General features: G+C 70.4%; 17 protein-coding genes. 4 read left to right on the top strand and 13 right to left on the bottom strand.

What is annotated here, in order from left to right; translation table 11 throughout:
* Positions 1 to 12 precede the first annotated feature (12 nt).
* The 9 genes from ACXIZN_RS09030 to ACXIZN_RS08990 are packed head-to-tail and all read right to left on the bottom strand — an operon-like array spanning position 13 to position 10,381.
* The gene (locus tag ACXIZN_RS09030) at positions 13 to 1,482 is read right to left on the bottom strand and encodes an isochorismatase family protein (RefSeq protein WP_457953588.1); all 1,470 of its coding nucleotides are present in this window, start codon (positions 1,480 to 1,482) and stop codon (positions 13 to 15) included.
* Entirely contained in the window at positions 1,469 to 2,110 is a 642-nt protein-coding gene (locus tag ACXIZN_RS09025) for an SRPBCC family protein (protein ID WP_457953586.1), read from the bottom strand. Before ACXIZN_RS09025 ends, ACXIZN_RS09030 begins: the two co-directional genes overlap by 14 nt.
* Positions 2,107 to 2,607, bottom strand: a complete 501-nt coding sequence (locus ACXIZN_RS09020) for a (2Fe-2S)-binding protein (protein WP_378444750.1) — start codon at positions 2,605 to 2,607, stop codon at positions 2,107 to 2,109. The genes ACXIZN_RS09025 and ACXIZN_RS09020 overlap by 4 nt, the downstream gene beginning before the upstream one ends.
* On the bottom strand, positions 2,604 to 5,009 hold the full coding sequence (locus ACXIZN_RS09015) for a xanthine dehydrogenase family protein molybdopterin-binding subunit (RefSeq protein WP_457953584.1): 2,406 nt from the start codon (positions 5,007 to 5,009) through the stop codon (positions 2,604 to 2,606). The genes ACXIZN_RS09020 and ACXIZN_RS09015 overlap by 4 nt, the downstream gene beginning before the upstream one ends.
* Positions 5,006 to 5,872 carry an FAD binding domain-containing protein gene (locus ACXIZN_RS09010; protein ID WP_457953583.1) on the bottom strand — a complete coding sequence of 289 codons (867 nt, stop codon included), beginning with the start codon at positions 5,870 to 5,872 and terminating at the stop codon, positions 5,006 to 5,008. The genes ACXIZN_RS09015 and ACXIZN_RS09010 overlap by 4 nt, the downstream gene beginning before the upstream one ends.
* The gene (locus tag ACXIZN_RS09005) at positions 5,869 to 7,257 is read right to left on the bottom strand and encodes an MFS transporter (RefSeq protein WP_457953581.1); all 1,389 of its coding nucleotides are present in this window, start codon (positions 7,255 to 7,257) and stop codon (positions 5,869 to 5,871) included. Before ACXIZN_RS09005 ends, ACXIZN_RS09010 begins: the two co-directional genes overlap by 4 nt.
* A 34-nt stretch (positions 7,258 to 7,291) precedes the next feature.
* On the bottom strand, positions 7,292 to 8,563 hold the full coding sequence (locus tag ACXIZN_RS09000) for an FAD-dependent monooxygenase (protein ID WP_457953580.1): 1,272 nt from the start codon (positions 8,561 to 8,563) through the stop codon (positions 7,292 to 7,294).
* Positions 8,541 to 9,338 carry a maleate cis-trans isomerase family protein gene (locus ACXIZN_RS08995; RefSeq protein WP_457953579.1) on the bottom strand — a complete coding sequence of 266 codons (798 nt, stop codon included), beginning with the start codon at positions 9,336 to 9,338 and terminating at the stop codon, positions 8,541 to 8,543. The genes ACXIZN_RS09000 and ACXIZN_RS08995 overlap by 23 nt, the downstream gene beginning before the upstream one ends.
* Positions 9,335 to 10,381, bottom strand: a complete 1,047-nt coding sequence (locus ACXIZN_RS08990; protein WP_034314998.1) for a M29 family metallopeptidase — start codon at positions 10,379 to 10,381, stop codon at positions 9,335 to 9,337. Before ACXIZN_RS08990 ends, ACXIZN_RS08995 begins: the two co-directional genes overlap by 4 nt.
* 196 nt (positions 10,382 to 10,577) lie before the next feature.
* Between ACXIZN_RS08990 and ACXIZN_RS08985 the strand changes: the two genes are divergently transcribed.
* From ACXIZN_RS08985 to ACXIZN_RS08975, 3 genes are all read left to right on the top strand, one after another.
* Positions 10,578 to 11,078 (top strand): MarR family winged helix-turn-helix transcriptional regulator, encoded by a 501-nt coding sequence (locus tag ACXIZN_RS08985; RefSeq protein WP_034315001.1) that lies wholly within the window; start codon positions 10,578 to 10,580, stop codon positions 11,076 to 11,078.
* Positions 11,079 to 11,162: 84 nt separating this feature from the next.
* Positions 11,163 to 11,825 carry a HEAT repeat domain-containing protein gene (locus ACXIZN_RS08980; protein WP_457953577.1) on the top strand — a complete coding sequence of 221 codons (663 nt, stop codon included), beginning with the start codon at positions 11,163 to 11,165 and terminating at the stop codon, positions 11,823 to 11,825.
* Complete coding sequence (locus ACXIZN_RS08975) at positions 11,819 to 12,820, top strand: HEAT repeat domain-containing protein (protein ID WP_457953576.1); 1,002 nt, start codon at positions 11,819 to 11,821, stop codon at positions 12,818 to 12,820. The genes ACXIZN_RS08980 and ACXIZN_RS08975 overlap by 7 nt, the downstream gene beginning before the upstream one ends.
* 256 nt (positions 12,821 to 13,076) lie before the next feature.
* On the opposite strand, the gene bluB is transcribed toward ACXIZN_RS08975, so the two are convergent.
* Positions 13,077 to 13,724 carry a 5,6-dimethylbenzimidazole synthase gene (gene bluB, locus ACXIZN_RS08970; protein ID WP_457953574.1) on the bottom strand — a complete coding sequence of 216 codons (648 nt, stop codon included), beginning with the start codon at positions 13,722 to 13,724 and terminating at the stop codon, positions 13,077 to 13,079.
* 21 nt (positions 13,725 to 13,745) lie between these two features.
* A complete protein-coding gene (locus ACXIZN_RS08965; protein ID WP_457953572.1) occupies positions 13,746 to 14,579 on the bottom strand; it encodes an alpha/beta fold hydrolase in 834 nt (277 codons plus the stop codon).
* Positions 14,580 to 14,677: 98 nt separating this feature from the next.
* Between ACXIZN_RS08965 and ACXIZN_RS08960 the strand changes: the two genes are divergently transcribed.
* Positions 14,678 to 15,079 (top strand): winged helix-turn-helix transcriptional regulator, encoded by a 402-nt coding sequence (locus tag ACXIZN_RS08960; protein ID WP_457953570.1) that lies wholly within the window; start codon positions 14,678 to 14,680, stop codon positions 15,077 to 15,079.
* Here ACXIZN_RS08960 and ACXIZN_RS08955 read toward each other — a convergent pair.
* Both ACXIZN_RS08955 and ACXIZN_RS08950 read right to left on the bottom strand, forming a co-directional pair.
* Entirely contained in the window at positions 15,061 to 15,477 is a 417-nt protein-coding gene (locus ACXIZN_RS08955; RefSeq protein ID WP_457953569.1) for a hypothetical protein, read from the bottom strand. The two genes, ACXIZN_RS08960 and ACXIZN_RS08955, sit on opposite strands and share 19 nt — an antisense overlap.
* Complete coding sequence (locus ACXIZN_RS08950) at positions 15,474 to 16,691, bottom strand: hypothetical protein (RefSeq protein ID WP_457953567.1); 1,218 nt, start codon at positions 16,689 to 16,691, stop codon at positions 15,474 to 15,476. Before ACXIZN_RS08950 ends, ACXIZN_RS08955 begins: the two co-directional genes overlap by 4 nt.
* Between the last annotated feature and the right edge of the window lie 131 nt (positions 16,692 to 16,822).

The following is a 16,822-nucleotide window of genomic DNA, read 5'->3' as shown; positions in this document are numbered from 1 at the left end:
TTCGCAACCCGCTCACAGCAGCTTTCGCAAAGCGTCCCGCAAAGCGCCGAGGGCGGCTTCGGGCTCGTCCCAGAAGATCATGTGCCCGGCCCCCGGGATCTCGACGAGTTCCGCCGACGGATTGCGCTCAGCCGCTTCGGCCGCCCCGGCGGCGGTGACGACCGGACTCGCGCCGCCGTACAGGAAGTACGTCGGAGCGGGCACCTTCGGCCAGTCGTCGAAGAAGTCCTCCGATTCGAACCCGGCGTGGGTCGCGGCGATCGCGGAACGGGAACACGAAGACAGCCAGCGAGCACGCAGTTCCTGTTCCCGGCGCGGCCATCGCGGCCAGGACCGGGCGACCTCATCGGCGTCGGTGCCCCGGCGGGCCTGCGCGAGTTGCCCGAGGAAGGCGTCGAGGGTGGTGGGGTACGGCGCCCTTCCGGGGCCGCTCAGCGGCGGGTCGGCCAGCACCGTGCCCCGGTACGGCCGGCCGGTGGCGGCCCGTGCGGCGATCCGCGCGCCCATGGAGTGTCCGAACAGGATCGGATCGCGCAGCCCGAGTCCGTCCACGACCGCCTCGACGTCCGCGGCGTAGCTCGCCAGGTCGTAATCCGGCGCGTCATCGGAAAGCCCGCGTCCGCGGACGTCGAGTACGAGCGGGCGCACGAGGTCCGTGAGCTCCCGCGCGACGAAGTCCATCGTGACCGCCGGGCTGGTGATCCCCGGCAGCACGAGCACCGGAACCCCGTCGGACGGCCCATAGTCGAGCACGTGCAGCCGGACCGATCCCGAGCGCACCCAACGGCTGGTCGCCGGAACGTCGCCGAGATCCGCCAACGCGGGTCGACCGACCGTGCGGTGATCCTGATCCGCGAGGTACGCCACGGCATCGTCGAGGCCGACGACGTCCGCGTATTTCGCTTGCAGGTCGAACAAAGCGGCGTCGTGCGGTCCCCGCGCGCGGTCACCGCAGGCTTCCCGGACGACCAGGGTGTTGAAGCCCGACTGGACGGCATCGACCGCGGTCGCTCGGACGCATCCCGAAGTCGTCGCGCCGCAGACGACGACGGTGTCCGTGCCCAGACTCGTCAGGAGCGCCGCCAGCGAGGTCCCGTGGAACGCCGACGCGCCCTTCTTCAGGATGAGATGGTCGCTTTCACGCTGTTCGAGCCGAGGGTCGAGGGCGATCGCCTCGCTTCCTTCGCGCAGCGCCCGCATCCCGGGGGCTTTCCGGAGCCACGCGACGGCGTCGCCGTCCGCTTCGGCGGGTGTGTAGCTGATCGCGGTGTAGATCACCGGTACGTCCTGCCGGCGCGCCTCGGCGACGAGGGCGGCGGTCGCGGCCACCTCGGCGGTGAGGTCGGCTCCGGACGGGAAGCCGGGCTCGGTGAACCCACGGGTCAGGTCGACCACGACCAGGGCCGGGCGCGATCCGCGCGGCACGCTCGCGCCGAAACCGGCTCGGTCGTACACGCTGTCGAGGCCTTCATCGACGGGCACGCTGCAACTCCTTGATCAGTTTGTCCTGAGTACGGATCCGGCCCAGCAGCCAGCCCTGGAACAAGCCGAGGGCCGCGGCGGCCGCGATCACGCCATAGCGTTTGACGTTGTCGGGCACCAGCATCGCCAGACCGTCGAGGGCCTCGCCGCCGTCGGCCGGAGCGGGTTTCACCGCCGGCGCGGGACGGCCTTCCAATTGGTCCGCGAGATTGCGGGCGAACTGGTCGAGCAGCCGGGTGGAGACGGCGCCGATCGCGCCCTTGCCGAACTGGGCGAGCTTGCCGCGGATCGACAGATCGGTGCGCAACTCGATGGTGGCGCCGCCGGGTGCCTCGCGCACGGTCAGCGTCACGTCGGCCTCGGCGTCGCCGTTGCCGTGGGCGTCCGCTCCCCTGGCCACGAGCCGCAGGCTGCGGTCGGCGGCGGTGACGTCGGTGAACCGCACGGTGCCCGAGTAGGCGGCGGTGATCGGGCCGACCTTGACCTTGACGCGGCCGAGATAGGCGTCGTCCTGCCGTCCGTCGAGGGTCGCGCCCGGCAGGCAACCGGCCACCCGCTCGACGTCGTTGATCAACGCGAAGACCTCGTCGGGTCCGGCCGGTACGGACAGCTGGTTTTCCAGGATCACGCTGTCGCCTCCTTCTCCTTGGCGTGGCATCGGCGGGTCGCGGTCGCCTCGATCGCGTCCACGATGGTCTGGTAACCGGTGCAGCGGCACAGGTTCGCCGAGACGGCCTCGCGGATCTCCTCGCGGCCCGCGTCCGGCCGCTGGGCGAGGAATCCTTCGGCCAGCATGAGGAACCCGGGCGTGCAGAAGCCGCACTGCAGGCCGTGATGCTCGCTGAAAGACCGCTGCAGATCGGAAAGTTCCCCGTCGCGCCCCAGCGATTCGACCGTGCGGATCTCGGCCGACTCCGCCTGGACGGCGAACATCAGGCACGCCCGCACCGGTTCCTCGTCGACGAGAACGGTGCAGGCACCGCACACGCCGTGCTCGCAGCCGACGTGGGTGCCGGTGAGACCGAGGTCGTGACGCAGGACGTCGAGCAGGGTCTTGCGCGGCTCGACGAGAGCCTCGTGCGCCTCGCCGTTGACGTTCAGGACGATCAGGTGCCGGTCGCTCATGATGGGACGCTCACTTCCTGGTGGATCTCCGCGTCGAGCGCGGCGAGCACGGTCTGCGGATGGACCGGGGTCGTGTCGAGTTCGACCCCGGTGCGGCGCAGCGCGTCGTTGATCGCGTTCAGCACCGCGGCCGGCGCGCCGATGGTGCCGCCCTCCCCCGCGCCCTTCGCACCGTTTTCCGTGAAGGCGCAAAGGGTTTCGAGGTGGGTGACGGTGATGTCGGGGATCTCCGTCGCGGTCGGGACGAGGTAGTCGATGAAGCTCGCTGCCGACGGTTCCCCGTTGCCCGCGTAGGTGACCTCCTCGAACAGCGCGCCGGCGATGCCCTGCGCGATCCCGCCACGGCACTGGCCGTCGACGACCTGCGGATGGATCACCACGCCGCAGTCCTCGACACAGGCGTAGCGCAGGATCTTGATCTGGCCGGTGCCCGGATCGGCCTCGACCACCACTGCGTGCGTGGCGTTGGAGAACGTGCCGTCGCCGGGCACGTCGAAGCTCGCCGTGGCCGTCAACGTCGGTTCGACGTCCTTGGGCAGCAGGTGACTGCGCAGATAGGCCACGTCGGCGATCTCCTCGAACGACGCGCGCCGCTCCGGATCGTCGATCTGGACGACACCTCCGTCGCCGTCGAGCCGGACGTTGTCGGGACTCGTCTCGAGCAGGTGCGCGGCGATCCTGCACAACAGTTCGCCGAGCTTGTCTGCCGCGAGTGACACCGCCGAGCCGCCGATCGTCACCGAGCGGGACGCGAAAGTCCCCCACCCGTAGGCGATGCGCTCGGTGTCGCCCTGGCGGAGCTTGACCTGGTCGAGGTGCAGCCCCAGCCGGTCGGCCACGATCTGCGCCAGCGTCGTCTCGTGGGACTGGCCGTGGTTCATGGTGCCGCTGGTGACCACGACGGAGCCGGTGGTGTCCATCCGGATCTCGGAGATGTCGAAACCGGGGACCACCGCCATCTTCCGCTTGGCGAAGGCACCCGAGCCGTATCCGGTCCGCTCGGAGAAGCAGCAGTAGCCGATGCCGATATGCCTGCCCTCGGCGGCGGCACGGTCCCGGAACTCGTACCAGCCCTCGTCCCGGATCGCCGCTTCGGCGAGTTCGAGCGATTCGCGGTAGGTGCCGGGGTCGTAGGTGATGGCGTTGACGCCGGTGTACGGGAACTGCGTGATCACGTTGCGCCGCCGGATCTCGACCGGATCGAGGCCGAGTTCCCTGGCCGCGCGTTCCATGACCCGTTCGATCGCCATCACGTACTGCGGCCGGCTGACCCCGCGGTAGGGCGCCGTCGGTGCCTTGTTGCTCGCGATGGCGCGGGCGCGGACGCGGTACTCGGGCACCTGGTACACGCTCGGCATCTCGGCCGACGCCATCAGCGGCTCGATCCCCGCCGTGAACGGGTAACAGGAGTACGCGCCCATGTCGCAGACGACGTCGACGTCCAGCGCGGTGATCCGCCCGTCCTCGTCGAACGCCGCCAGCGTGCGGTAACGCTGTTCCCTGGCAAGGAATCCGGCCGTCAGCGCCTCACGGCGGTCTTCGATCCACTTCACCGGCCGGTTCAGCCGCCGGGCCGCCGCCGCGACCGCGATCTCCTCACGGCCGACGACGCATTTCTGCCCGAAACCCCCGCCCATGTCCGGGACGGTGACTCGTACGGTGCGTTCGGGGACCCGCAGCGAACGGGCCATCGCCGTGCGCACCTGATGCGGCACCTGCGTGCACATCTGGACGAGCAACTGGTCGTCATGATCGTCCCAGGAGGCGACCACTCCCCGCGTCTCGAGCGGGAGCGCGTTCTGCCGTCCGCTCTTCGTGACGACTTCGACCACGCGGCCGCCGCCCGCGCGGGCTGCCTCGAACGCCGCGTCGACACCGGGTGTGTCGAACATCGACACGTCGACCAGCACGTTGCCGGGCGCCTCGTCGTGGACGAGCGGCGCGTCCGCGGCGAACGCCGACTCCTCCGACACGATCGCGCCGAGCGGCTCGTAATCCACCACCGCGGCTTCGACGCCGTCCTCGGCGCTGTACGGATCTCGCGCGACGACCAGCGCCACCGGTTCGCCGGTGAACCGCACCTTCTCCCTGGCGAGGATGGGCATCGCGGTCGGCGAGAACTCCTCGGGAGGACGGTCGAGCAGGGCGACGATGTCACCGAGATCGAGATCCCGCGCCGTGTAGGCGGCGACGACGCCATCGACCGCCAAAGTGGCCGACAGATCGATCCCGGTGATCGTGCCGTGCGCGACCGTCGAGCGGACGAAGGCCGCGTGCAGCATCCCGGGCAGCTGGATGTCGTCGACGAACCGGCCCCGGCCGGTGAGGAACCGGGGGTCTTCGCGCCGGGGGACGGACGCGCCGACCCAGCGGCCGTCGCGCCCGTCGAACCGCGCGGTCATCGCGTTTCTCCTTTCTCCCAGGCCTCGTGCAGCGCCCGGGTGACGAGGGTGCGCGCCAGCCGCCGTCGGTAGGCGGCACTTCCCGCCGCGTCGTCCGGCGGATCGATGGCCGCCGCCGCGGCCTCCCCGCATTCGGCGAACAGGTCCGGCCCGGGGACACCGCCGTCGAGCAGCGCCTCGGCCTCGGGCACCCGGACGGGCGCCGGGGCCACACCGCCGAGCACGATCCGGCCCCCGTGCTCCGCGTCGATGCTCACAGCGGCGTCGACGATCGCGAAATCGCCGTGACGGCGGGCGAACTCGGTCAACGCGGCCCGGGGCGACGGGCGGGTGAAGCGCACTGCGGTCACGACCTCGTCGGGTTCGACGGCCGTGGTGTAGAAGCCGTGGAACATCTCCTCGGCCGGGATCTCCCTGGGCCCGCGCGGGCCTTCGGCGACGATCACCGCGTCGAGCAACAGGACGAGCAGGCACCATTCCGCGGTCGCGTCACCGTGGACGACGCTGCCCGCCACCGTTCCGCGGGACCGGATCGGCAGATGCCCCACCCACCGCATCGCGCGGGACAGCACGTCGAAATCCGGCCCGAACTCGGCCACCTCGACCGTCCGGTGGGTGACCAGCGCGCCGATCGTGAGGCTGGAACCGTTACGCCGGAACGAGTTCAGCGCCGGTTCCCGCCGCAGGGGGCCCAGATCCACCAGCGCCGTCGGCCGGGCGAGCCGGAAGTTCATCATCGGCATCAGGCTCTGCCCGCCCGCGATGAGCTTCGGGTCCTCGCCCGCCGCGGCGAGCTCGCCGAGCAGGCCGACGGCGTCGGTGACGTCGTGGGCCCGGTGGTACCGGAACGCGGCGGGCTTCACAGAGCCGGCCTGGTCTCGGCGGATGGCTCGACCGGGTCGACGATCCGGTCGAGTTCGCGGCCGCGGGTCTCCGGCGCGCCCGTCATCATGAACAGGACCGCGGCCACCACGAGGACACCCAGCACGGCGAAGGTGAGGGGCAAGCCGAGCACCGGCCACAGCACGCTCCCGAACAGCAGCGGCGCGAAACCGGTGATCGCCCGGCTCGACGACGACGCCCAGCCGAATCCCGAAGCCCGGAGTTCCGTCGGGTACAGCTCGGACACGTAGGCGTACATCACCGGGATGACCACCAGCGCGAACAGGCCGAACGCGCCGATCGCCACGACCGCCGCGGCAGGCGTGTCGAGCAGCAGGGAGAACACCACGAGCGACAGCGCGGTGAGCGGGCCGGCGACCATGATGATCCGCTTGCGGCCGACCTTGTCGACCAGGAGCACGGCCACCGCGACACCGACGATGCCGGTCGCGTTCATGAGCGCGGTCGACGCGAAGGCGGCGATCTCGCCGAATCCCTGAGCCCGCAGGATCGACGGCATCCAGCTGAGCGCGGCGTAGTAGACCAGCATGACGCTGATGAACAGCGACCACGCCACCGCCGTGATCCGCGGGTTGAACGCCCACACCCGGCGCAGCTGGTCGAACGCGGCCGCGACCGCGCCACCACGGGTGTCCTCGACCACCGCGGGCGGGACCGAGTACGGCTCCGGTGTCGCGCCCGTGCGGCGCACGAGATCGTCGATCACGGCCCGCGCCTCCGCCTCGCGGCCCTTGCGCACCAGGTACAGCGGTGATTCCGGGACCCCACGCCGCACCCAGAACAGCAGCAGCGCCGGCAGGATCATCAGCACCAGCATCCAGCGCCAGTTCCCCTCGACCGGGAGCAGCAGCGTCGCGGTGACGGCGGCCAGCGTGGTCCCGATCGGCCACCAGCCGTCCATCGCGGACAGGACCCGGCCGCGATGCTTACGCGGGGAGAACTCGCTGACGATCGCGTAGTCCACCGGGATACAGCCGCCGAGGCCGATCCCCGCCAGGAAACGCAGGGCCAGGAACGTCTCGACGTTGGGGGCGAACGCCCCGAGCACTGAGAACAGCGCGAACAGCAGCAGCGTGACGCTGAACGCCTTCTTCCGGCCGATCCGGTCCGCGATCGTGCCCCAGACGACCGCGCCGACGGCCATGCCGATCAGGTTCGCGGTGGCCACCAGGCCTTTCCCGCCGGCGGACAGGCCGAATTCCGTCCCGACGAGCGGGGTGAGGAATCCGTTCAGCGCGACGTCCCAGGCGTCGAACATGTAGCCCAGCCCGCCGATGAGGAAGATCTTTCCCTGCACGCTCCAACGCCAGGGCAGGTCCTGGACGATCTGATCACCAGTACGCATGAACCGCTCCATTGCGATTGCCGGCCAGCGCGCCTCAGCGGGCGAACTGGTAGTGGATGGACTCGGTGTCGGGGTCGGTGAGCGGGCTGCCGTTCCACAGCCAGTCGTAGGACACGTCGGATTCCCCGTCGAAGCGCCGCAGCTTCTCGTCCCGTTCGCGCTGCTCGGGACCGTCGGGCAGGTGGTAGAAGTCCATGTTCTGCAGCGAGGCGTCCTGCACCATCCCCGCGTGCTTGGCGCGCCGGTCCACGTAGCGGATCAAAGCACCGTCGATCCCGTCGCGGGTCACCCGCCCCAGCTCCTCGGCGAGCACCGCGGCGTCTTCCATCGCCTGCGACGCGCCTTGGGCCTGGTACGGCAGCATCGCGTGGCACGCGTCGCCGAGTAGGGCGACCCGGCCGTCGACCCAGACCGGGTCACGGCGGCGGCGGTACATCGCCCACACCGAGACGTCCTCGTCCTTCGCCTTCGCCAGCATCGTCGGTACCCGATCGTCCCAGTCGTGGTACTCGGCGGCGAGTTCGGCGGCGGTGGCCGGGCCGCTCCAGTCCTTGGCCACGGCTTCGGTGCACGGCACGATCGCGACCACGTTGAGGTACTCCCCGCCGCGGATCATGTAGTGCACCAGGTGTTTGTTGGGGCCGTACCAGATCGTGGAGTGGTACCGGTCGGCGAGGAACCGCGTCGCGGGGTCCTGCGCGATCAGATCGCCTGAGATCAGGGCCCGGTAGGCCATCTCGCCGGAGAACGCGAGGGTGTCGTCGAAGCCGGCGAGATCGCGCACCGAAGACCGGATGCCGTCCGCGCCGACCACGATGTCACCGGTGAACCGCCGTCCGTCGGCGGTGATGACGGTGGGCCGCTCCGGGACCGTCCGGTCGAGGTCGACCACCCGCGCGCCGGTCGCCACCCGCACCACCGGGCCGGGGACGTCCGGATCGAGGCAGGCGTCCAGCAGGACTCCGTGCAGGTCGGCGCGGTGATAGTGCCAATAGGGCGCGCCGTACTGGTCGGTCACGCGCCTGCCGAGCTCCAGCTGGGCGATGATGCTCCCGTCGGCCCAGCGACGGCGCACCTGGTCCTGCGGCTCGGTCCGCACCCGCTCGAGCCGGGCGCGCAGGCCGAGCCCGATGAGGATCCGGCTCGCGTTCGGCGCGGTCTGGATCCCCGCGCCGATCTCGCCCAGCGCAGGGGCGGCCTCGACCACGGTGACGCGCAGACCCCGTTGCCGTAGGGACAACGCGGCACAGAGCCCACCGAGCCCGCCGCCGACGACAACGACCTCAAACGACTGACTCGCGGCCATGCCCGCCTCCCGTCTTCGTCATTGCTTTCGCGCCATCGAGCAAACTGCCGGCACCGGGCACCAGGGGCTCCACACCGAGTTCCGACAGGATCCGGTACGCCGTCGCCGTCGCCGCCGAGAGCACCGGGATCCCGATCTCGTCCTCCACCGGCTGGATCGCGGGCAGTGAAGGCATCTGGACACAGGCGGAAAGCACGAGTGCGTCCACATCGGACAGATTCAGTTTGCGGTGATGCTCCCGCAGTCCCGCCGGGTCGAGCCGGGCGACGGCGAGGTTGTCCGGCACTTCGAGGGAAAGCGCGTCGGCGACCTCGAACCCGGCGTCCTCGATGTAGTCCGCCACCGCCTTGGTCAACGGCTTCATGTACGGCGTGATGATCGCGACCTTGCGGGCGCCGAGCGCGCCGAGCCCGGACAGCAGCGCACCGGCGCTGGAGACGACCGGCGCTTCGCAACCCTCCTCGCGCAGTACGCGCGTGATGTCGTCCTCGGCGGTGCAGTGGTAACCGGGTCCCTGGGCCATGATCGCCACCAGGCACGCGGTGGCGACCACGTCGGGCTTGGCGTCGGCGAGTTCGGCCGCCGCGCGTCCGGCCTGGGCGTTCATCGCCCGCAGCTGTTCGGGTTCGACGTGGCGCATCCTGGCCCGCGCGGAGTGGAAGACGAACCGGTCCCCCGGCTCGGCCTCCTCCCTGGCGCGCAGCATCCGCGGCAGCTCGGTCTCCATCGTGAGGTTCGAGCTGGGGACGATCATCCCGATGTGGTGGTCGCTCATCGGCGGGCCGCCGGACGCATCTCGGCGACGGTCAGCTCTCCGTTGTCGACGATCAGTTCGTCGTCGAGGTAAAGGGAATTGCCGCGCATCGGGATGTCGAAGTGGCAGGGCGTGTCGTTCGGGCCGCCGAGCTCGTTGTTCGGGCCGATGGAGAACATGACGTTGCCGTAGAAACTCCGCAGTTCCATGCCCATCCCGCCGGGGAACTGGGTCAGGCCGTGCCAGTGGGCGCGCTCGTCGAGCCCCCAGCCCACGTGGCTCATGCCGTAGCCGCGAGGATCCTCGAAGCTCTCGATGTACGAGCGCAGCAGATCCGCGTCCAGCCCGGACGATCCGGCGCCGCCGCGGATGTCCCGGATGAATCCCTGCTCGATGGTGATCTCCACCGGGGTCTGTACGTAGGTGTTGAACGGCAGCAGGACATCCCCCGGCGAAAGCACGATCTTCCCGTCGACGCCGTCGTCGGCGCCGCCGGTGAACACGAACGCCGCCGGCCAGTGGTCCCAGCGGCCGGGGGTGTCGGTGTAGCCGTATTCGGACAGCGTCGGGTACACGCCGAGCTGATAGGTGACGTCGGTGCCCGCCGGGCTGGTGATCCGCATCGTGCCCGCCTTGGCGAGGAGTTCCGCGCCGATCTCCACCCGCTCGCGCAGTTCCTTCGTCGGCATGAGCCTGGCCAGCAGCTCGGGCGGTTCGACGGCGGTGAGGATCCGGGTGCCCGCGTCCTGGATGGCGAACTGTTCCTTGCTGAACAACAGGAACGTGCAGTCGACGACCATGTCCACGCTCTTGAGCGCCTCGACCGCCAGCGGGATGTTCCCGAGCCCCGAGTCGCCGACCGCCCACGCGCCCGCTGCGCTGACCGGCGACGGCAGCCGCATGTGGTACGCCGAGGCGCCCAGTTGCTGGGCGGCCCACAGGAAGGCGTCGGCGTACTCCGCGCGCTCCCCGCCGCGGGTCAGCACCACCACGGTCTCGCCCTCGTGCACCCCCGAGAACGTCAACTGGCGCAAACAGATGTCGTTGAACAGGTTCCGGTCCATCGCCGACCACCTCCATATTGATCCGAGCACGTACTATCCGGGTACGGAAGACCGGCCTTCATACGAACACGTACTATCCGGATACGCAAGAGGTGACCGCGGACAGATCTCGGCGGCCTGCCCGTGAGCGACCGTCCGGACACGTAGGATCACCGCGGGGGCCCGGACAGCGGGTTGGAGCCGACAAGGAGCAACGATGGGTGAATCGGCGCGCACGGGCCGGCGCAGGGACGACACGCCGGCCGTCACACCCGCGACGCCGTCGGACCTGCTGGCGGCTCCCGGCTACGGCGCGCGCAGGCTGTACCAGGCGTACCTCGCCGCGTGGAACCGCCACGTGGATCCGGTGCTGACCGGTCCCCAGTTCGCGGTCCTGTCGGCGGTCCGCGCCTATCCCGGCAGCGACCAGAGTTCCCTCGCGGGAGCCGTCGCGCTCGACACCTCGACGATGGCCGACCTGTGCCGCAGGCTCGAACGGCGGGGTCTCATCCAGCGCGTCGAATCCCCGCACGACGCGCGCCGCAAACTGCTTTCGCTCACCGACGAGGGCAAGTCGGTCCTGAGCCAGGTGAACCGCCGCGCCCGCCGCCTGGACAAGGCGCTCCTCGACGGCGACGACGACGTCGACATGGCGGCGTTGCTCAACGCGCTCGGTGCCCGCTGGGAGCGGATCGCCGAGGTCGACAAGCTGCGCTGAGGCCGACACGCCGGGTTCCGGCGCTCCGGGGTTGACCTTGACATCGTGACAAGGTCTTCACTGAAGCGCAGGAGGTGGTTCCCCATGAACCCGACCACGGACACACCGCTGCTCGACGCGCTCGGCGCCGAGGACTCGTCGACGCGGCTCAAGGCCGCCATGGCCGCGGGCACCCGGCCCGACGCGCGCTTCACCGACGCCCTCGTCGCGCGCTGCGCTGTCGAGCCGGACTTCTTCGTCCGCGACATGCTCACCTGGGCGTTGACCCGGCTCCCGCCGGCGAGCACGGTGCCCAGGCTCTTGACGGAGCTCCGGTCCGAGCGGGCGCAGGCCCGGAGCCAGGCGTTGCACACCCTGTCGAAGATCGGGGACCGCACCGCCTGGCCCGCGATCACCGAGTCCCTGTTGCACGACACCGACGACGAGGTCGCGCGGAGCGCCTGGCGTGCGGCCGTCATCCTCGTGCCGGAGGACGCACGGGCCGGGCTGGCCGCGGAACTGGCCATCGAGCTCGGCCGAGGTGACCGGAACAGGCGGCTGAGCCTCAGCCGGGCGCTCGTCGCGCTCGGGGACGCCTGCGAGCCTGCCCTGCGGAAGGCCTTGGAGAGCCGCGACGACGCGGTGCGCGCACACGCCTTCGCCACGGAGCGGCTCCGCCGCGACCCGGAAGCGGGTTTCGACGTGACCGCGGACGAAGCGAAACGGATCGTGGCGCTCGGTCCGCAGGCCGGAGGATCGGCGTGCTGATCGGCGAGGTGGCGCGGCGTTCGGGAGTGAGCTCCCGGATGCTGCGCCACTACGACTCCCTCGGGCTGGTGCGGCCGACGGGACGCACCGTCGGCGGCTACCGGGAGTACCAGGACGAGGACATCCGCCGGATCTTCCACGTGGAGAGCCTGCGCTCGCTGGGGTTGTCGCTGCGCCAGATCTCGCGCGCGCTGGAGGACCCGACCTTCACGCCGTCGACGCTGGTCGGCGACCTCATCCGCCAGGCGGAAGACCGGCTGAACCGGGAACAGGAGCTGCTCGCGCGGCTGCGCACGGTCGACGCGTCCGCGCCCTCGGACTGGCAGGACGCCCTCCGCATCGTGGAACTCCTGCGAGGGCTCACTTCGCCTCACGCGGCACGCCGCCAGCAGGCCGTCCTGAATCCGGCCGAAGACCTGCCGGTTCCCGCCGACCGGATCGCCGGCGCGATCCTGACCGAGGCCGACCCGAACGTCGCCGGAGCCCTGCGCTGGGCTCTCGCACGAGCGGGCGGCGACGGAGTGGCCGAGGTGGCGGCGGGACTGCGTGAGGACGACGCCGACGTCCGGCAGCGCGCGGTGCTGGCGCTGACCGAGATCACCGGCGAGGAAGCGGACAAGGCGCTCACGGAGGCGCTCGGGGACTCCGACGCGAGGGTGCGCGGGCCCGCCGCGCTCGCCCTGGGCGGGAGAGGTACGACCGCGGCCATCCCCGTCCTGGTCCGCATGATCGCCGACGGCACGAACGACGTCGAAGCCGCGGAGGTCCTGGGCGCGCTGGTGGAGAACCCTCGGTCGGAGGAACGGATCGTGGACGCCTTGGCCGACGCGCTCACCGAGGATTCCGCGGTCCGGATCCGCGTGGTCCAAGCCCTGGCGGAGATTCCGGGGGCCAAGGCGGGCGACCTGCTGGGGCGGCTCGCCGGGGACGCCGATCCGGCTGTCGCACTGATCGCGTCCGCCCTGGCCGGCCGGGACCGGCCTGGTGAGGGATAAGCGGCCTTGTTCGTCCACAAGGGACACTTCATGGGGTCCGCTCGTGGCCCCGCCGGCTTTCGGGACAAACTCGGCTCACGCGGCGCTTGCGGCGGCACGCTGGGGTTCGGGTGTTCCCAATGTCGCATTAGAGACACTCAGCGTCCCAAATGCGACATTGGGAACACCCGAGCGGCGAAACGACGTCGCGAAAGCCACTTTCGCAACACGCCACCTTTGCCTTACCCCGCGCCAATCGCCTGAATCGGGCGCTTGCTCATCCACGCGGCTCGTACCGTTCGTGATGCAGCACGGCGTCGAGCGGAAGCCGTTCCCGCCAGCCGTGCCGCTCCAGATCGGGGGCGGTGGGCAGGTCCCGCACCTGGCCGACGCACAACCACGCCACCGGACGGACGTTTCCGGGGAAACCGACCAATTCGCGCAGGAACTCCTCGCGATAGAAGCTGACCCAGCCGACGCCGAGCCCTTCGGCGGTCGCCGCCAGCCAAAGGTTCTGAATGGCCAGGCACACCGAGTACAGGCCGGCGTCGGCGATCGCGTGCCTTCCCAGCACGTCGGGCGCGCCGCGTGCCGGGTCGTAACCGACCACGATCCCCATCGAGGATTCGACGATCCCCTCGATCTTGATGTTCGCGAAGACACCGGCCCGTTCGGCGTCCAACCGGTCTTCGAACACTTCCCGTTCGGCCAGCACGTGCTCGCGAAACCGCTTTCGAAGGTCCACATCGGACACCAGGACGAAATCCCAAGGCTGTGACAGGCCCACACTCGGCGCGGCGTGGGCCGCGCTCAGCACTCGGCGCAGCACCTCTTCCGGAATCGGCTCGCCGGTGAACTCGGCCCTGGTGTCCCGTCGCCGGAAGATCGTGCCGTACAGCGAACCGTCCTCTGTCTCACGCGTCATGCGCTTGATCGTGCCTGGGGCTCAAGGAACGGCGAGGAACGGGGTCAGCAGGCGGAGCAGTTCCGCGGGCCGGTCCAGCGGGATGATGTGGCCGCAGTCCTCGATGAGGTGACCGGTGAGGTCGTCGGCGACGGGACGCAATTGCCGTTCCAGCGCACGGCCGACCGGGTGGGCGCCGATCGTCATCGTGGGCATGGTGAGGCGACCGCCCGCCACCGCTTCGCCGATCTGGCGCGCGGTGTCCGGCATGGCGCGATAGTAGGAGAAGGCGCAGCGCAGGGCGTCCTGCCCGGTGTAGGCGTCGACGAAGGCGTCGCGGATCTCGGGCGGCACGCCGCGGCCGAGCGTGCCCGCCGCGAGGAACCAGTCGATGTACTCCGCCTCGTGCCCGATCAGGACCCTTTCGGCGAGGCCGGGGACGGCGTGGAAGCCGAACCACCACGGCGGGCCGCCCGCCAGGAAGTCCTCGGCGCCGGGCAGCGCACCTGCCAGCGACTCCATCACGACGAGCCGCCGCACCAGATCCGGCCGCCGCAGGGCGAGCAGGAGGGCGACCGGCGTGCCGGCGTCGATGGCGACGACGTCCGCCTTGGATTCGCCGAGGGCGTCGAGAATGCCTTCGGCGTCGGCGACCAGCGTGCCCGCGTCGTAACCGTCCGCGGCGCGGGTGCTGCCGCCGAGCCCGCGCAGATCCGGGGCGATGACCCGGTGGTTCCCTGCCAGCGGGCCGATGACCTCGCTCCAGAGCCGCCAGGTGTGCGGGAAGCCGTGCAGCAGCAGGACCGCGGGCCCACTTCCCGCGACGGCCACGCCGGCCTCGATGCCGTTGATGCCGATCCGTCGTACCTCGGGCACGTCGCCTCCACTGTGGTTACCATTGGTTACCAGAAAACCGTAGGTAACTTCCGGCGTGCCGCCAAGGCGGCACTTTCCCCACAGGTGGTGAGCTCCAGGTGACCTCCGAGCGGACACGGCGCGGCGATCTGTTCGACCCCGAATGCCCCACTCGCCGTCTGCTGGACCGCATCGGCACGAAATGGACGTCGATGGCGGTCAAGGTTCTCGCGGAGGCGGCTCCGGACGAGGTTCGGTTCGCCGAGTTACGGCGCAGGATCCCCGGCGTGTCCCAGAAAATGCTCTCGGTGACCTTGCACAGCCTGGTCCGCGACGGGCTCGTCGACCGCCGGGTGGAGCCCACCGTGCCGCCCCGCGTGCACTACCGGCTGACCGACCTCGGCCGGTCGCTCGACGTGCCGCTGGCGGCGCTCCGGAACTGGGCCGAAGAGCATATGGCCCGGATCGACGAGGCCAACGCGATGGCGGACGACACCCCGGCTCAGAGCGGCTCCAGATAGGACCGCTCGGACCAGTCGTCGTCCTCGTCGTCCCGGGGACGGGGTTTCCGCGCGGGCGGTTCCGGCGCGGACAGCTTTTCCAGCTCCGCGACGGCGTCGTCGACGTCCAAAGTGGCCAGTTCGCCGACCTGCCGTTCCAAGGACGACCAGGCTTCGCCGGCGAGCCGCTGACGTTCCTCGGCGGGCAGCGCGTCGATGATCCGCCACCAGCCTCGCGCCTCCTGGACGAATTCGTCCAGGACCGGGCCGTGGGCCAACAGTTCGTGCGGCCGCCGTCGCCCGGCGAGCACCTCCCCCGCGAAGTCCCCGGCGGCCCCGCCGGTCGCCGCCAGCAGCCGCATGGCCGTCTGCCGTGCCCGCTCGCCCTGCTCGGAGCCGAAGAGCTCGTGCCCCGTCACAGCTTCACCCGCCTGCCCTTGGCCGGGCACTCGGCGTCCCGGTGTTCGTAGTCCTGCGGCCACTGCGGCGGTTCGCCCATCGCGATGGTGGCTTCCAGCAGTTCGTCGAGCGTCTTCTCCCCCGCGAAAGCGTGTGCCAGCCCGAGTGCGGCGCTGATCCAGCTCTGGATGATCCCGACGATCTCGTTGAACGACAGCACCAGGTGGATGATGTCGCGCAGCTCGGGATCCTGGAAGATGTTGACGAGCTTGCCGCGGCGTCCGAGCTCGGACAGTGCTTCGCTGATGATCTCCGCCACCCGGACCCCGCGCTCCAGCCCGAGTTTCTTGCCCTTGGTGAGGATCAGCAGCGCGATGTCGATCGCCGAACTGTACCCGTGCCTGATCTCCTGCATCATGTGGTACGCGAGCTTCGCCAGCGCCTGGATCGCCCGGCACGCGCCGTGGAAGTACTGAGCCAGCTGCAGCACGCAGGCGCGGTAGTCGGCCAGCCAGTTCTTCGCGCGGTCGGCGGCCTCCCCCGCCCACACCCCCTGGATCCCGAACCGGCCCTGGTTGATGTTGGCCGCGATGTTCTCCAGCCCGATCGCGGCGTCGTGGTAGAGCACCGCCTGCTCCTGCAGCACGGTCCAGTCGCCGACGAGCAGGTCGGCGAGCATGGTGATGAAGTCCTTGTCGGACCCGGTGAGCATCTTGATCACCTCGGCGACGTCGCCCAGCGACCCGCCGAGATCGAGCAGTTTCTCGCGTTCCTGCTCGGCCTTCACCGGCCACCAGGACGGATCGGTGATGGCCGCCGGGTCGGGTCCGCCGTACCCGACCAGGACCGCGTCGCGGAACGCCGCGGCCCCTGCCGGGTCGCGCACTTCGTCCGCCGGGATCCGCGCGGCGTCCGGCTCCGGGTTGAGCCGGTCCAGCAACTCGGCCGCGCGTGCGTCCACCACGCCGTACCAGTGCGCGACGCACCGCAGTTCGTGCCCGCCGCCCGCCGCGAGATCGGCCGCGAACCGCGACTGGCTCAGCGCCGTCCGCTGCCACTCGTCCAGCTTCGACCAGGCGGCCGCCAGGAAACCTTCGCCGCGTTCGGTGTCGAACCCGGCCCCGACCAGCCGTTCGAACCAAAGCCGATAGGAGTCCGCGCCCGCGCTCGCCCGCAGGACCAGGTCGCCGAGCGGGCGCACCGCGGCCGGCTCGACCGAGAACCCCTGCCCCATTCGTCCCCCTCGTACTCCGGAAGCGTCTCTTCGACGCTCCCGAAGTCTGACAGGTTGCCGCGAAATGTCACATCACTGGAATGGAGTACCGCGTGCGAAACTGGCCCGATCATCGGCGAAAGGAGATCACG

It is taken from the genome of Amycolatopsis sp. TRM77291 (genome assembly GCF_054166285.1).
Note: the sequence above shows the minus strand (reverse complement) of the source record. Positions and strands in the feature narration are given on the sequence as shown.

Bases quoted from the DNA above. Each gene is read 5' to 3' on its own strand.
- ACXIZN_RS09020 (WP_378444750.1), bottom strand. From the start codon at position 2,607: ATGAGCGACCGGCACCTGATCGTCCTGAACGTCAACGGCGAGGCGCAC.
- ACXIZN_RS09015 (WP_457953584.1), bottom strand. From the start codon at position 5,009: ATGACCGCGCGGTTCGACGGGCGCGACGGCCGCTGGGTCGGCGCGTCC.
- ACXIZN_RS09005 (WP_457953581.1), bottom strand. From the start codon at position 7,257: ATGCGTACTGGTGATCAGATCGTCCAGGACCTGCCCTGGCGTTGGAGC.
- ACXIZN_RS09000 (WP_457953580.1), bottom strand. From the start codon at position 8,563: ATGGCCGCGAGTCAGTCGTTTGAGGTCGTTGTCGTCGGCGGCGGGCTC.
- ACXIZN_RS08995 (WP_457953579.1), bottom strand. From the start codon at position 9,338: ATGAGCGACCACCACATCGGGATGATCGTCCCCAGCTCGAACCTCACG.
- ACXIZN_RS08990 (WP_034314998.1), bottom strand. From the start codon at position 10,381: ATGGACCGGAACCTGTTCAACGACATCTGTTTGCGCCAGTTGACGTTC.
- ACXIZN_RS08985 (WP_034315001.1), top strand. From the start codon at position 10,578: ATGGGTGAATCGGCGCGCACGGGCCGGCGCAGGGACGACACGCCGGCC.
- ACXIZN_RS08980 (WP_457953577.1), top strand. From the start codon at position 11,163: ATGAACCCGACCACGGACACACCGCTGCTCGACGCGCTCGGCGCCGAG.
- bluB (WP_457953574.1), bottom strand. From the start codon at position 13,724: ATGACGCGTGAGACAGAGGACGGTTCGCTGTACGGCACGATCTTCCGG.
- ACXIZN_RS08950 (WP_457953567.1), bottom strand. From the start codon at position 16,691: ATGGGGCAGGGGTTCTCGGTCGAGCCGGCCGCGGTGCGCCCGCTCGGC.